13 protein-coding genes are annotated in these 13,596 nt (G+C 72.7%); 2 read left to right on the top strand and 11 right to left on the bottom strand.

Going from position 1 to position 13,596, the window contains the following annotated elements; all coding sequences use genetic code 11:
* Positions 1 to 95: 95 nt before the first annotated feature.
* From hisH to GLX25_RS10050, 4 genes are read right to left on the bottom strand one after another with little or no spacing between them, the layout of a single operon-like run.
* Positions 96 to 734, bottom strand: coding sequence for an imidazole glycerol phosphate synthase subunit HisH (gene hisH / locus GLX25_RS10065; RefSeq protein ID WP_166548690.1), 639 nt, complete (start codon positions 732 to 734; stop codon positions 96 to 98).
* Positions 731 to 1,345 carry an imidazoleglycerol-phosphate dehydratase HisB gene (hisB, locus tag GLX25_RS10060; RefSeq protein ID WP_155842374.1) on the bottom strand — a complete coding sequence of 205 codons (615 nt, stop codon included), beginning with the start codon at positions 1,343 to 1,345 and terminating at the stop codon, positions 731 to 733. Before hisB ends, hisH begins: the two co-directional genes overlap by 4 nt.
* Before the next feature lie 42 nt (positions 1,346 to 1,387).
* The gene (locus GLX25_RS10055) at positions 1,388 to 2,479 is read right to left on the bottom strand and encodes a histidinol-phosphate transaminase (protein WP_166548689.1); all 1,092 of its coding nucleotides are present in this window, start codon (positions 2,477 to 2,479) and stop codon (positions 1,388 to 1,390) included.
* A 60-nt stretch (positions 2,480 to 2,539) separates the two neighbouring features.
* Positions 2,540 to 2,920, bottom strand: coding sequence for a LysM peptidoglycan-binding domain-containing protein (locus GLX25_RS10050; RefSeq protein ID WP_155842373.1), 381 nt, complete (start codon positions 2,918 to 2,920; stop codon positions 2,540 to 2,542).
* Between the two features lie 273 nt (positions 2,921 to 3,193).
* Here GLX25_RS10050 and lexA point away from each other — a divergent pair, with 273 nt between their 5' ends.
* Entirely contained in the window at positions 3,194 to 3,868 is a 675-nt protein-coding gene (gene lexA / locus GLX25_RS10045; RefSeq protein ID WP_271192602.1) for a transcriptional repressor LexA, read from the top strand.
* 101 nt (positions 3,869 to 3,969) lie between these two features.
* Here lexA and metE read toward each other — a convergent pair whose 3' ends face one another.
* From metE to hflX, 3 genes are all read right to left on the bottom strand, one after another.
* Complete coding sequence (gene metE / locus GLX25_RS10040) at positions 3,970 to 6,309, bottom strand: 5-methyltetrahydropteroyltriglutamate--homocysteine S-methyltransferase (RefSeq protein ID WP_155842372.1); 2,340 nt, start codon at positions 6,307 to 6,309, stop codon at positions 3,970 to 3,972.
* The gene (locus tag GLX25_RS10035; RefSeq protein ID WP_271192600.1) at positions 6,306 to 7,340 is read right to left on the bottom strand and encodes a methylenetetrahydrofolate reductase; all 1,035 of its coding nucleotides are present in this window, start codon (positions 7,338 to 7,340) and stop codon (positions 6,306 to 6,308) included. Before GLX25_RS10035 ends, metE begins: the two co-directional genes overlap by 4 nt.
* Positions 7,341 to 7,511: 171 nt before the next feature.
* Positions 7,512 to 9,038, bottom strand: a complete 1,527-nt coding sequence (gene hflX, locus GLX25_RS10030) for a GTPase HflX (protein WP_155842371.1) — start codon at positions 9,036 to 9,038, stop codon at positions 7,512 to 7,514.
* A 43-nt stretch (positions 9,039 to 9,081) separates the two neighbouring features.
* On the opposite strand from hflX, the gene GLX25_RS10025 reads away from it, so the two are divergent.
* Positions 9,082 to 9,693 carry a class I SAM-dependent methyltransferase gene (locus GLX25_RS10025; protein WP_155842370.1) on the top strand — a complete coding sequence of 204 codons (612 nt, stop codon included), beginning with the start codon at positions 9,082 to 9,084 and terminating at the stop codon, positions 9,691 to 9,693.
* A gap of 20 nt (positions 9,694 to 9,713) precedes the next feature.
* Here the strand turns inward: GLX25_RS10025 and dapF are convergent, their stop codons facing one another.
* The 4 genes from dapF to GLX25_RS10005 form a co-directional block, all read right to left on the bottom strand.
* A complete protein-coding gene (gene dapF, locus GLX25_RS10020) occupies positions 9,714 to 10,595 on the bottom strand; it encodes a diaminopimelate epimerase (protein WP_155842369.1) in 882 nt (293 codons plus the stop codon).
* Positions 10,596 to 10,623: 28 nt separating this feature from the next.
* Positions 10,624 to 11,544, bottom strand: coding sequence for a tRNA (adenosine(37)-N6)-dimethylallyltransferase MiaA (gene miaA / locus GLX25_RS10015; protein ID WP_166548687.1), 921 nt, complete (start codon positions 11,542 to 11,544; stop codon positions 10,624 to 10,626).
* A 1-nt stretch (position 11,545) separates the two neighbouring features.
* Positions 11,546 to 13,132 (bottom strand): tRNA (N6-isopentenyl adenosine(37)-C2)-methylthiotransferase MiaB, encoded by a 1,587-nt coding sequence (gene miaB, locus GLX25_RS10010; protein ID WP_240898296.1) that lies wholly within the window; start codon positions 13,130 to 13,132, stop codon positions 11,546 to 11,548.
* Between the two features lie 43 nt (positions 13,133 to 13,175).
* Positions 13,176 to 13,596: regulatory protein RecX (locus GLX25_RS10005; RefSeq protein ID WP_205719865.1), on the bottom strand; the 421-nt coding region annotated here is incomplete at its 5' end.

The following is a 13,596-nucleotide window of genomic DNA, read 5'->3' as shown; positions in this document are numbered from 1 at the left end:
TGCCGCGGACGACGCGGCCTCGGCACAGTCACAGCATCCTAGTCCGCACTGCGACGCCGTGACGCATCGAAGGTCTCGGGGGGTCGGGCCCGGCGTCAGCCGAGCGAACGGATCCAGTTCGAGAGCAGGCGGATGCCGGCATCCGACGACTTCTCCGGGTGGAACTGGGTCGCCGACAGCGGGCCGTTCTCGACGGCGGCGAGGAAGCGCCCGCCGTGCTCCGCCCAGGTCAGCTTCGGCTGCGGGAAGGGCGGGATGACGTCGAGGCTCCACGCCTGCGCCCCGTAGGAGTGCACGAAGTAGAAGCGCTCGTCCGCGAGCCCCTCGAAGAGCACCGAGCCCTCGTCGGGCTGCACGGTGTTCCAGCCCATGTGCGGCAGCACGTCGCTCGGCAGTTCCGTGACAGCGCCCGGCCACTCGCCGAGCCCCTCGGTGTCGACGCCGCGCTCGACGCCGTGCTCGAACATGACCTGCATGCCGACGCAGATGCCGAGCACCGGGCGCCCGCCGGCGAGCCGACGGTCGATGAGCTCGTCGCCGCGCACCGACCGCAGGCCCTCCATGACGGCCGCGAACGCCCCGACCCCCGGGACGACGAGTCCGTCCGCCTCCATTACCGTGCGGCGATCCGCCGTGAGCTCGACCTCGGCGCCCGCGCGTTCGAGCGCCTTGACGGCCGAGTGGACGTTGCCCGAGCCGTAGTCGAGGACCGCGACGCGCCGTACGGCGCTCACAGGGCGCCCTTGGTGGACGGGATGCCGGCGACGAGCGGGTCGAACGCCTTCGCCTGTCGGAACGCGCGCGCGAACGCCTTGAACTCCGCCTCGGCGATGTGGTGCGGGTCCCGCCCGCCCAGCACGGAGACGTGGACGGTCAGCCCGGCGTTGAAGCTGATCGCCTCGAAGACGTGCCGGACCATCGAACCGGTGAAGTGGCCGCCGATGAGGTGGAACTCGAACCCGGGCGGCTCGCCCGTGTGCACGAGGAACGGCCGCCCGGAGATGTCGACGACCGCCTGAGCGAGCGCCTCGTCGAGCGGCACGAGCGCGTCGCCGTACCGCGAGATGCCGCGCTTGTCGCCGAGCGCCTGGCGGATCGCCTGGCCGAGCACGATGCCGACGTCTTCCACGGTGTGGTGCACGTCGATCTCGATGTCGCCCTTCGCACGCACGGTGAGATCGGTGAGCGAGTGCTTCGCGAACGCCGTGAGCAGGTGGTCGTAGAACGGCACGCTCGTCTCGATGTCGCTCGTGCCGGTGCCGTCGAGGTCGATCGAGAGGTCGATGCTCGACTCGCTGGTCTCGCGCTGCACGCGCGCGGTGCGCGCGGGGCGGTCGGTGCTCATGGGGTCATCCTATTCGGGGGTCGTGGAGGATTCCGGGCTCGATCAGGCGTTCGCCGCCGCGGGCGCGAACGACGCCATGGCCTCGAGGAACGCGGTCGTCTCGGCCTCGGTGCCCGCTGTGACGCGCAGGCAGCCGGGCAGCCCGATCTCGCGGATCAGGATGCCGCGCTCGAGGAGCGCCTCGAACACCGCGTGCGGGTCGTCGACGCCGCCGAAGAGCACGAAGTTCGCGCCGCTGCGGTACGGACGGAACCCGAGCGCGCGCAGCTCGCGCGTGATGCGCTCGCGCTGGGCGCGGATCTCGTCGACCATCGCGAGCATCTCGTCGGCGTGCGCGAGGGCTCCGAGGGCCGCCGCCTGGGTGAGGGCCGAGAGGTGGTACGGGAGGCGGACGAGCCGGAGCGCGTCGATGACGACGGGGTCGGCGGCCAGGTAGCCGACGCGCGCACCGGCGAAGGCGAACGCCTTGCTCATCGTGCGGGAGACGAGGAGCCGCGGCCGCCCCTCGAGGAGGGTCAGCGCGCTCGGCGTGCCCGGGTCGGCGAACTCCTGGTACGCCTCGTCGACGACGACCACGCCGCGCGCGGCGTCGGCGACCGCCGCGATCGTCTCCAGCGAGAGCGGCGTGCCCGTCGGGTTGTTCGGCGAGCAGAGCAGCACGACGTCGGGGTCGTGTCGCTCGATCGCCGCGACGGCGGTCTCGGGCGAGAGTTCGAAGTCGGCGTCGCGGTCGGCGGCGATCCAGCCGGTGCCCGTGCCCGAGGAGAGCAGGCCGTACATGGAATAGGTCGGCCCGAATCCGAGCGCGGTGCGACCCGGCCCGCCGAACGCCTGCAGCACGTGCTGCAGCACCTCGTTCGACCCGTTGGCGGCCCACAGCTGTTCGGGCTCGAGGCCGTGGCCGAGGTACCGTGCGAGCGCCGTACGGAGCTCGGTGAACTCGCGGTCGGGGTAGCGGTTCAGGCCGATGATCGCGGCCGCCACGCGGGCGACGATGTCGTGCGCGACGTCTTCCGGGATCGGATGCGTGTTCTCGTTGACGTTGAGCGCGACCGGAACGTGCTTCTGCGGTGCGCCGTACGGGGACTTGCCGCGGAGGTCGTCGCGGATGGGCAGGTCGTCGAGACTCGTCACCGATCAATGCTATCCACGTGCATCCTCGTGTTTCGGCGCGGACGACGCACGCGCACGCGGTCAGCCTGCGGCGGGGAGCACGAGCTCCTGTCCGGGTTGCACGACGGCGTCGTCGAGCCCGTTCAGTCGCATGATCTCGTAGATCACGTCGCGCGGATCGGCTGCGGGAGCGATCGCCTCCGCAATGCCCCAGAGCGTGTCTCCGCTGCCGACCTCGATGGTGTCGAAGGTCGTCGGCGCCCCGCCGTCGTCGATCCCGGCGACGGCGCCGCCGCTCGAGAGCACCCCGACGAGCACCCCGAGCACGAGGGGCAGGGCGGCGAGGCCGGTCACCACGACTCGACCGCGCCGGGTGAGCCTCAGCCGGGTGCGTGGGGTCGTCGACCCGAACGCGGGCATCGCCGGCACCGCGTTGGCGGCGCCCATCACCACTGCACTCATTCCGCACCTCCCGGGCTTCCAGCCCCGCATCCGGCCCTCGGCCGGGAGGGCCGGATGCGAAGCTGTGTTCCGAATATATCTTCGAACAATCGACGCCGCAAGCACCGGACCGGTGGGAATCAGGCCCGGGAATCCGCGACACACTCGAACGGATGTTTGTCGCGCGCGTGCGAGGCGGATACAGTTTCGAATGTCCGACGACAGTCGAACACCGACCACCGACATCCGGGCCGACGAGGTCCCAGACGAGAGGCGAGGCACGTGAGCATCGACATCGACCAGGCACGCGGCGCGGGCGGCCGGTCGCGTCGGCGCAAGACCCTGAGCCCGAAGCAGCTCGCGATCCTCGAGGTCATCCGGGGCTCGGTGGCCGACCGCGGCTACCCGCCGAGCATGCGCGAGATCGGCGACGCCGTCGGGCTCTCCTCGCTCTCGAGCGTCACGCACCAGCTCAACCAGCTCGAGCTCGCCGGCTACCTGCGGCGCGACCCGAACCGTCCCCGCGCGCTCGAGATCCTCATCGACGTGCCCGGCGCCGAGCGCCCGGCGTCGGTCGAGCCCGCGCCGGTGGGCGATGCGGCCATGGTCCCCCTGGTCGGCCGCATCGCCGCCGGCGTGCCGATCACGGCCGAACAGCAGATCGAAGAGGTCTTCCCGCTCCCCCGCCAGCTGGTCGGCAAGGGCGAGCTGTTCATCCTGAAGGTCGTCGGCGACTCGATGATCGACGCCGCGATCTGCGACGGCGACTGGGTCGTCGTCCGCTCCCAGAAGACGGCCGAGAACGGCGAGATCGTCGCCGCGATGCTCGACGGCGAGGCCACCGTCAAGGTCTTCCGCCAGCGCGACGGCCACACCTGGCTGCTCCCCCGCAACTCGGCGTTCGAGCCGATCCTCGGCGACGAGTCCGAGGTGCTCGGCAAGGTCGTCGCGGTGCTCCGGACCGTCTAGTCCGGATCACCCGCGCGGTGCGCGGGCATCGACATCGGCGCCGACGACGGAGGGCGGATGGAGCGGGCCCGCCCCGCGGCATCCGCCCTCGATCACCGCCGTCAGGCCGTCGCCACCGCGACCCCCTCGCGCACCGAGCGCGTGGCCTCGACGATGTTCGCGAGCGACGCGACCGTCTCGTCGTAGCCGCGCGTCTTCAGGCCGCAGTCGGGGTTGACCCAGAGCCGTCCGGCGGGCACGCCGTCGACCGCGCGCTCGAGGAGCGAACGTACCTCGTCGACGCTCGGCACGCGCGGCGAGTGGATGTCGTAGACGCCCGGGCCCACGCCGTGGTCGAACCCGCTGGCGGCCAGGTCGCCCACGACCTCCATGCGGCTGCGCGCCGCCTCGATCGAGGTGACGTCGGCGTCGAGCTCGCGGATCGCGTCGATCACGACGCCGAACTCCGAGTAGCAGAGGTGCGTGTGCACCTGCGTCGCCGGCGCCGCGCCGCCCGTGGCGAGGCGGAAGGAGCCGACCGACCAGTCGAGGTACGCCGGCTGGTCGGCCCGCTTCAGCGGCAGGAGCTCCCGCAGCGCGGGCTCGTCGACCTGGATGACGCGGATGCCCGCCCCCTCGAGATCGCCGATCTCGTCGCGCAGCGCGAGCGCGACCTGGCGGGCGGTGTCGCCGAGCGGCTGGTCGTCGCGCACGAACGACCAGGCGAGGATCGTGACGGGTCCGGTGAGCATGCCCTTGACCGGCTTCTCCGACAGCGACTGCGCGTACGCCGACCACTCGACGGTCATGGGCGCCGGCCGCGAGACGTCGCCCCACAGGATCGACGGGCGCGTGCAGCGCGACCCGTACGACTGCACCCAGCCGTGCTGCGTGACCGCGAAACCGTCGAGCAGTTCGGCGAAGTACTGCACCATGTCGTTGCGCTCGGGCTCGCCGTGCACGAGCACGTCGAGGCCGAGGTCCTCCTGCAGGCGGATGACCCGGGCGATCTCCTCGCGCATGAGCTCGCGGTACGCGGCATCCGTCAGCTCGCCCTTCACCAGGCGGGCTCGGGCGCGGCGGATGTCGGCCGTCTGCGGGAACGACCCGATCGTCGTGGTGGGCAGCGCCGGCAGCGCGAGGTCCTCCTGCGCGGCGACGCGATCGTCGTACGCGGCGCGCGTGAACGCGGCGGCGTCGAGCGCGGCGAGGCGGTCGCGCACGGCGGGCACGCGCACGCCCGGCGCGGCCGCGCGATCGGCCAGGGCGTCGGATGCCGCGTCGAGGTCGGCCGCGATGGCGTCGCGGCCCTCGGCGAGACCGCGCGCGAGCGCCGCGACCTGCGCGGCCTTCTGGTCGGCGAACGCGAGCCAGCTCACGAGCCGCGGGTCGAGGGCGGTCTCCTCGTCGACGTCGTGGGGGACGTGCAGGAGCGACGTCGAGGTCGACACAGCCACCGAGCCCGAGAACGAGCGGAGCGCCTCGGCCCGTGCCAAGGCGTGCTCGAGGTCGCCGCGCCAGATGTTGTGGCCGTCGACGACGCCCGCGACGAGCGTCTTCGCGGCGAGGGCTTCCTCGGTCACGGGGTCGAGCTGCTCGGGCAGGTCGCCGCGGACCAGGTCGAGGCCGATCGCCTCGACCGGGGCGGCCGCGAGCGCCGGCAGCGCCTCCGCGAGGTCGCCATAGGGTGCGGCGACGAAGATCGCCGGGCGCGCGTCGGCCGCGCCGAGCGCGTCGTACGCCTCGGCGACGGCCTCGAGCACGCGGTCGCGCGGCTCGTCGAGGCTCTCGCTCACGAGGCCCGGCTCGTCGAGCTGCACCCACTCGGCGCCCGCGTCGGCGAGCTCGGCGAGGAGCGTGCGGTAGACCGGCACGAGGTCGGCGAGGCGGTCGAGCGGACGGAACCCCGCGGGCGCGCCATCCGCCGCCTTCGCCAGCAGCAGGAACGTGATCGGGCCGACGAGCACCGGTCGCGTGACGAACCCGGCCTCGCGAGCCTCGCGCACCTGCGCGACGAGGGCGTCGGCGTGCGCGGCGAACGCGGTGTCGGGGCCGATCTCGGGCACGAGGTAGTGGTAGTTCGAGTCGAACCACTTCGTCATCTCGAGCGGGGCGTCCGCGCCCTCGCCGCGCGCCACCGTGAAGGTGCCGGCGAGGTCGAGGCGTCCGTCGGCGTCGAGCAGGCGCTCGAAGCGCGTCGGGATCGCGCCGACCGCGACCGCGGCGTCGAGCACCTGGTCGTAGTACGAGAACGACTCGGGGATGGCCGAGTCGGTGCGGCCGAGGCCGAGCGAGGCCAGGCGCTCGCGCGTCGCGGCGCGGAGGTCCGCCGCCGTGCGCTCGAGCTCGGCGGCGTCGATCCGGCCGGCCCAGAACGCCTCGACGGCGTGCTTGAGCTCGCGGCGGCGCCCGATGCGCGGGTAGCCGAGGATCGTTCCGGTGGGGAAGGCGGGTGCGGTCATCGTTCTCTCGTGTTCCTCTCGGTGCCCGCATGGGCGGGGGCGTTGGCGAGGCCGAGCCGGTCCAGCACGGCGAGCACGGCCTCGTGACGGTTGAAGGTGTACAGGTGGAGTCCGGGCGCGCCGCCGGCGAGCACCTCGGCGGCGAGCCGCGCGGCGTAGTCGACGCCGAGCTCGAACTGGGCGTCGGCGTCGGGCTCGATCTCGAGGTCGATCGAGAGCTCCGCGGGCGCCGGGACGCCCGTGAGCTGCTCGAGGCGTGCGAGCCGGCCGGGCGTCGTGACGGGCATGATGCCCGGCAGGATCGGGATCGTCACGCCGCCCGCGCGGGCGCGCTGCACGAACGCCAGGTAGTCGTCGGCGTGCCAGAACAGCTGCGTGATCGCGAGGTTCGCGCCCGCGACCTCCTTCGCGAGCAGCACGTCGACGTCCTGGTTCGACCCGCGCGAGCGCGGGTGTCCCGTCGGGAACGCCGCCACGGCGACTCGCTCCGGCCGCGGACGTTCGCGGATGGCGGTCACGCCCGGCATGCCGGGAATGCGCGACTGCCCGAAGGGCTCCCGCTCCTCCTGGACCCGGTGGATGAGCTGCACGAGCTCGGCGGCACTGTGCAGGTCGCCGATCGCGTCCTCCGCGTCGGCGGCTCCCACCGGCGGATCGCCGCGCAGCGCCAGGAAGCTCGTGATGCCAGCGTCGAGGAACTCGCGCACGAGCCGGTTCGCCTCGGCGTGGCTCGAGCCGACGCACGTGAGGTGCGCCATGGGTTCGACGCTCGTGTGCTCGAGCATGTACCGGAGCACGGTCAGCGACCGGTCGCGGCTCGACCCGCCGGCGCCGAACGTCACCGAGATGAACGCCGGGTCGACCTCCGCCAGGCGGTCGATGGTGCGGCCGAGCGCGATCGCCGCCGCATCCGTGCGTGGCGGGAACAGCTCGAACGAGATCGGCACGCGCGGCCGGGCGGCGGCGCCGTCGGGCTCGGTTCCGGTCATGTCGCTCCAGGTGGCGAGCAGTTCCGGGGAGGTCGAGTGCACGGCACGCCGCGCCCGACCGGCCGGAACGGCAGGTGGGTCTCGCGGGCGGGTGCCGGGCTCGGCGGTCGCTCCAGGCGGGCGGCATCCGGCCGCTCGCCACGATCAGGTGCGACGATACGCCGGGTCCACGGCGTCCGCTCCCGTTGTTACGACGAGTGACTCGAGCGGATGCTACGCCAGCGCCGCGGCGCGGAACTCCTCGAGCTGCGCAGCCTGCTCGGGCGACGCGAGCGCACGGATGCGCGTGCCGTCCTCGACGTAGTCCGTCGAGAGCACCCGACCGCCCTCGTGCAGCGCCGAGACGACGTCGCCGCGGTCGTAGGGAACCAGGAGGTCGACCTCGACGGCGGGGTCGGGCAGCATGCGCCCGATCGCGGCGAGCACCTCGGCGACGCCCTCGCCGGTGCGCGCGGAGGTGAACACGGCGTTCGGCTCGAGTCCCTGCAGGACCAGGCGATCCTCGGGCGTGACGAGGTCGGCCTTGTTGAAGACGACGAGCTCGGGGATGTCGCGCGCTCCGACTTCGCCGATGACGTCGCGCACGGTCGCGATCTGCTGGGCGGGGTCGGGGTGCGCGGCGTCGACGACGTGCACGATCAGGTCGGCGTCGCCGACCTCCTCGAGCGTCGAGCGGAACGCCTCGACGAGCTGGTGCGGGAGGTTGCGCACGAAGCCGACGGTGTCGGCGATCGTGTAGACGCGCCCATCGGCGGTCGTGTTGCGCCGCACGGTCGCGTCGAGGGTGGCGAACAGCGCGTTCTCGACGAGAACGCCCGCCCCGGTGATGCGGTTCAGCAGGCTCGACTTTCCGGCGTTGGTGTAGCCCGCGATCGCGACCGACGGCACGGCGTTGCGCTTGCGGTTGGCGCGCTTGGCGTCGCGCGCGGGCTTCATGCCGACGATCTGGCGACGGAGCTTCGCCATGCGCGAGTGGATGCGGCGCCGGTCGAGCTCGATCTTGGTCTCACCGGGACCGCGCGAGCCCATGCCGGCGCCCGCGCCGCCCACCTGGCCACCGGCCTGGCGGGACATCGACTCACCCCACCCGCGCAGGCGCGGAAGGAGGTACTCGAGCTGCGCGAGCTCGACCTGCGCCTTGCCCTCGCGGCTCTTCGCGTGCTGGCTGAAGATGTCGAGGATCACGGCGGTGCGGTCGATGACCTTGACCTTGACGGCATCCTCCAGCGCTCGCCGCTGGCTCGGAGCGAGTTCGGTGTCGGCGACGACCGTGTCCGCGCCCAGCGCGGCGACCACGTGCCGGAGCTCCTCGGTCTTGCCGCGGCCGAGGTACGTGCTGGGGTCGGGATGCGGGCGCCGCTGCAGGACGCCGTCGAGCACGCGCGCACCCGCCGTCTCGGCGAGGGCGGCGAGTTCGCGGAGCGAGTTCTCGGCGTCCTCCAGCGAGCCCTGCGGGTACACGCCGATGAGCACGACGTTCTCGAGCCGCAGCTGCCGGTACTCGACCTCGGTGACGTCCTCGAGCTCGGTCGAGAGACCGCTCACGCGGCGGAGCGCCGCCCTCGCCTCGCGGTCGTACTGCTCGCCGTCGAACCCGTCGCCGTCGCGATCGGCGAGGCCGGCGCGCTGGATCGACGAGGCGTCGGACGCCCCGAATCGGGACACGCCCGCTCGAGCGTCGGCGCTGCGCAGCACGCGCTCGACCGCGTCGTCGTGGGTCTCGGGTGCCGCGTCGTTCATCCTGTCCAGCCTACTTCCGTTCGCCTGCGATAGGTTTCCCCGTATGCCGCAGGAGCACTACTTCTCGTCCAAGCCCGCCGATCGGGCGGCGCTCCGGACCGTTCCGGTGCGGCTCGCCGGCCGCGACCTCGAGGTGCAGACCGCGGGCGGCGTCTTCAGCCCGGACCACGTCGACCTCGGCACGCGCGTGCTGCTCGACGAGGTCCCCGCGGCACCGACCTCCGGTCACCTGCTCGACCTCGGCGCGGGCTGGGGCCCGATCGCGCTGACGCTCGGACTGCAGTCGCCGGAGGCCACGGTCTGGGCGGTCGACGTGAACGAGCGTGCGCTCGACCTCGTCCGCGGCAACGCGTCCCGCCTCCGGCTCGTCAACGTCAACGCCGCGATGCCCGACGATGTTCCCGACGACGTGCGATTCTCGACGATCTGGTCCAATCCGCCGATCCGGATCGGCAAGGCCGAGTTGCACGCGGTGCTGCGTCGGTGGGTGCCTCGGCTCGAGACCGGCGGCACCGCATGGCTCGTCGTGCAGAAGAACCTCGGCTCCGACTCGCTGCAGCGCTGGATCGCCGAGGAGTTCGGCGCCGGATGGACCGTCGAGCGCGCGGCCACGTCGAAGGGCTTCCGCGTCCTCGCCGTGACGCGCGACGCCTGACCCGCGTCGGAACGACCGACTCAGGCCAGCGCGAGCACGCCGTCGAAGACGAGTTCGCCGGGCCCGGAGAGCAGTACGTGCTCCCCGTCGGGCCGCGACTCCATCCGCACGCCGAGCGCGCCGCCCGGGACCTGGACGACCCACGTGTCTGGAGCGTGCTCCCCGGCCCAGTACCGGACGGCGAGGGCCGCGGCGACCGCTCCGGTGCCGCACGAGAGCGTCTCCCCCGAGCCCCGCTCGTGCACGCGCATGCGGATCCGTCCGCGTCCGTTCTCGACGAGCGGCTCGGCGGGCACCACGAACTCGACGTTCGCGCCGGCCTGCGGCTCCGGCTCGAGGATCGGCAGGTAGGTCAGGTCGAGCCCGTCGAGCTCGTCGTCGTCGGCGAGCGCCACCACGACGTGCGGGTTGCCGACGTCGATGCCGAGCCCGGGGCGAGCCACGGGCAGGTTCTTCGCGCGCACGAGCGGCTCCCCGCCGTCGAGGCGCCACACGCCGAGGTCGGCCTCGAAGCCCGCCCCGGTCACGCGGACACGTCGGACCCCCGCGCGCGTGCCGATCGCGATCCACTCGTCGCCGTCCGGCGCGAGGTGGCCCTGGTCGATGAGGTAGCGCACGTAGACGCGGATGCCGTTGCCGCACATCTCCGACAGGCTGCCGTCGGCGTTCCAGTAGTCCATGAACCACGTCGCCTCCGGGTCCTCCGCGAGCGCTCCGGCGCCGTCGGCCAGCCGCTCCGAGCGGACGGCCCGGATGACGCCGTCGGCGCCGACGCCGAAGCGGCGGTCGCACACGGCTGCGATCTGCGTGGGCGAGAGCTCGTGCTCGCCCTCCGGGTCGCTGAACAGCACGAAGTCGTTGCCCGTGCCCTGGCCCTTGGTGAAGCGCAGATCGAACGCCATCGCACCAGTCTAGGGAGCGCGGAACCCCTCAGATGACGCCCGCCTGCCGTGCCAGCTCGGCGGCGACGGCGGCCGCGTCGCCGGCATCGACGACGGATGCCGCGGCGTACCGCTTGAACCAGCCGACCTGCCGCCGGGCGTACGTCCGGGTCAGCGCCTGCGTCTCCGCGATCGCGTCGGCCTCGGCCATCCGCCCGTGCACCTGGGCGAGCGCCTGCGCGTAGCCGATCGCCTTGCGAGCGGTCACGCCGCGCTCGAGACCCTTCGGGATGAGCCCGCGCACCTCGTCGAGGAGTCCGTCGGCCCACATGCCCGCAGCGCGGGCGTCGAGCCGGGCGACGAGCTCGGCCCGGTCGGCGCGGAGGTGCACGATCCGGTGCGGGCGCCACGGCACGGGCTCGTCGGGCAGGCGGGCGGCCTTCGGCTCGCCGGTGAGCTCGATGACCTCGAGCGCACGGACGATCCGGCGGCCGTTCTGGGGGTCCACGCTCGCGGCCGTCTCGGCGTCGAGCTCGCGCAGGCGCCGGTGCATGAGGCCCGGCCCGACCTCCTCGAGTTCGGCTTCGAGGCGCGCGCGGATCGCGGCATCCGTACCGGGGAAGCGCAGGTCGTGGATGACGCTCGAGACGTAGAGCCCCGAGCCGCCCGTGAGGAGCGCGACGCCGCCGCGACCCGCGATGTCGTCGACCGCGCGCCTCGCCTCGGCCTGGTAGGCGGCGACCGATGCCTCGTCGGTGACGTCGAGCACGTCGAGCAGGTGGTGCGGGACGCCCTCGCGTTCGTCGACGGCGAGCTTGGCGGTGCCGATGTCCATGCCGCGGTAGAGCTGCATGGCGTCGGCGTTGACGACCTCGGCGAGGCCGCCGCGCTCGGCGATCGCGTGCGCGAGGTCGAGCGCGAAGCGCGACTTGCCGGTGCCCGTGGCGCCGACGACCGCGATCAGCGTCACGTCAGCGCTGGCCGTCGGCGGGGTCGTAGATCGGCATGGTGCCGACGCCGGGGCTCGTGAGCGGCTCGCCGCCGGCGCGCAGCGACGGCAGGCCGAGCGAGACGCGCCCGCCGGCGGATGCCGCGGCGCCCGGCGGGGCCGGCACACCGCAGCTCTCGGCCTGCGCACGGTCCCACGCGTCGCCGGCCCGCGTTCGCCGGATGCGCAGCGGCGCGCCGTCGATCGAGTCGGCGAGCAGGTGGAACGGCGCGGCCTGCGTGATCTCGACCGAGACGACGTCGCCGGGTCGGGGCAGGTCGGAGCCAGCGGGCACCTCGAAGTGCACGAGGCGGCTGTCTTCGGCGCGACCGCTCAGGCGGTGCGTCTCGGCGTCCTTCTTGCCCTCGCCCGTGGACACGAGCACCTCGACGGCCGTGCCGACGAGCTTCCGGTTCTCCTCCCACGAGATGCGCTCCTGGAGGGCGATGAGGCGCTCGTACCGCTCCTGCACGACCTCCTTGAGCACCTGGTCGGCCATGGTCGCCGCGGGAGTGCCCGGGCGGATGGAGTACTGGAACGTGAACGCGGACGCGAAGCGGGCGGCCTCGACGACGCGGAGGGTCTCCTGGAAGTCCTCCTCGGTCTCGCCGGGGAAGCCGACGATGATGTCGGTCGAGATCGCGGCGTTCGGGATCTTCGCGCGGACTCGGTCGAGGATGCCGAGGAACCTCTCGGACCGGTACGACCGCCGCATGGCCTTCAGGATGCGGTCGGAACCCGACTGCAGCGGCATGTGCAGCTGTGGCATCACGTTCGGCGTCTCGGCCATCGCGTCGATGACGTCGTCGGTGAATGCGGCCGGGTGCGGGCTCGTGAATCGGATGCGCTCGAGCCCGTCGATGCCTCCGGCGGCGCGGAGGAGCTTGCCGAACGCCTGCCGGTCGCCGAACTCGACGCCGTAGGAGTTCACGTTCTGGCCGAGGAGAGTCACCTCGACGGCGCCGTCGTCGACGAGCGCCTGGACCTCGGCGAGGACGTCGCCCGGTCGGCGGTCCTTCTCCTTGCCCCGCAGGGCGGGGACGATGCAGAACGTGCACGTGTTGTTGCAGCCGACCGAGATCGACACCCAGCCGGAGTAGGTCGAGTCGCGCTTCGTGGGCAGCGTCGAGGGGAACACCTCGAGCGCGTCGAGGATCTCGAGCTGCGCCTCGTCGTTGTGGCGCGCCCTCTCGAGCAGGCTCGGGAGCGATCCCATGTTGTGCGTGCCGAAGACGACGTCGACCCACGGCGCCTTCTCGAGGATGACGTTCTTGTCCTTCTGGGCGAGGCAGCCGCCGACGGCGATCTGCATGCCCGCGTGGCGCCGCTTCACCCCGGCGAGGTGGCCGAGGTTGCCGTAGAGCTTGTTGTCGGCGTTCTCGCGCACCGCGCACGTGTTGATCACCACGATGTCCGGCTCGGCGCCGTCGGCCGGGACGTAGCCGGCCGCCTCGAGCGAACCGCTGAGGCGCTCGGAGTCGTGCACGTTCATCTGGCACCCGAAGGTGCGGACCTCGTAGGTGCGGGGCGCGGCCGTCTCGGCGGCGACGGGCTCCGCGGTCGTGGGCATCGCCTCGTGAATGGTGCTCATGATCGCACCAGTCTACGATCCGTCACTCGGCGTCGTCGCCGTCGAGCGCGACGGCCACCGCGCGCCGGACAAGCTCGCTCCCGTACCCGCGCCGCATGAGGAAGGCAGACAGGCGACGCTCGGCGACGCGCCGATCGAGCCCGGCCAGTTGCCGTGCGCGGCGTTCGGCGATCAGGAGCGCGTGCTCGAACTCGACGTCGGGATCGAGCGTGTCGACCGCTTCGCGCGCCAGCTCGTCGTCGATCCCGCGACGACCGAGCTCGTGCAGGAGTGCACCGCTCCCCCGGCCGCGACGCACGCCGTGGCTGTGCACGAGCTGCTCGGCGAGTCGACGATCGTCGAGGTAGCCGAGCCGGGCGTACCGCTCGATCCACTCCTCGACCTCGACCTCGTCGAGGCCGTGCTCGACGAGCGTCGCCCGGACCTCCGACACCGACAGCGAC

The sequence above is a fragment of the Agromyces luteolus genome (assembly GCF_009729855.1).
In the GTDB taxonomy this organism is placed as follows: Bacteria; Actinomycetota; Actinomycetes; order Actinomycetales; family Microbacteriaceae; genus Agromyces; species Agromyces luteolus.
Note: the sequence above shows the minus strand (reverse complement) of the source record. Positions and strands in the feature narration are given on the sequence as shown.

Coding starts and splice junctions, on each gene's coding strand:
- GLX25_RS10025 (WP_155842370.1), top strand. CDS start 9,082: ATGCCGCAGGAGCACTACTTCTCGTCCAAGCCCGCCGATCGGGCGGCG.
- GLX25_RS10050 (WP_155842373.1), bottom strand. CDS start 2,920: ATGAGTGCAGTGGTGATGGGCGCCGCCAACGCGGTGCCGGCGATGCCC.
- hisB (WP_155842374.1), bottom strand. CDS start 1,345: ATGAGCACCGACCGCCCCGCGCGCACCGCGCGCGTGCAGCGCGAGACC.
- miaB (WP_240898296.1), bottom strand. CDS start 13,132: ATGCCCACGACCGCGGAGCCCGTCGCCGCCGAGACGGCCGCGCCCCGC.
- metE (WP_155842372.1), bottom strand. CDS start 6,309: ATGACCGCACCCGCCTTCCCCACCGGAACGATCCTCGGCTACCCGCGC.
- hflX (WP_155842371.1), bottom strand. CDS start 9,038: ATGAACGACGCGGCACCCGAGACCCACGACGACGCGGTCGAGCGCGTG.
- dapF (WP_155842369.1), bottom strand. CDS start 10,595: ATGGCGTTCGATCTGCGCTTCACCAAGGGCCAGGGCACGGGCAACGAC.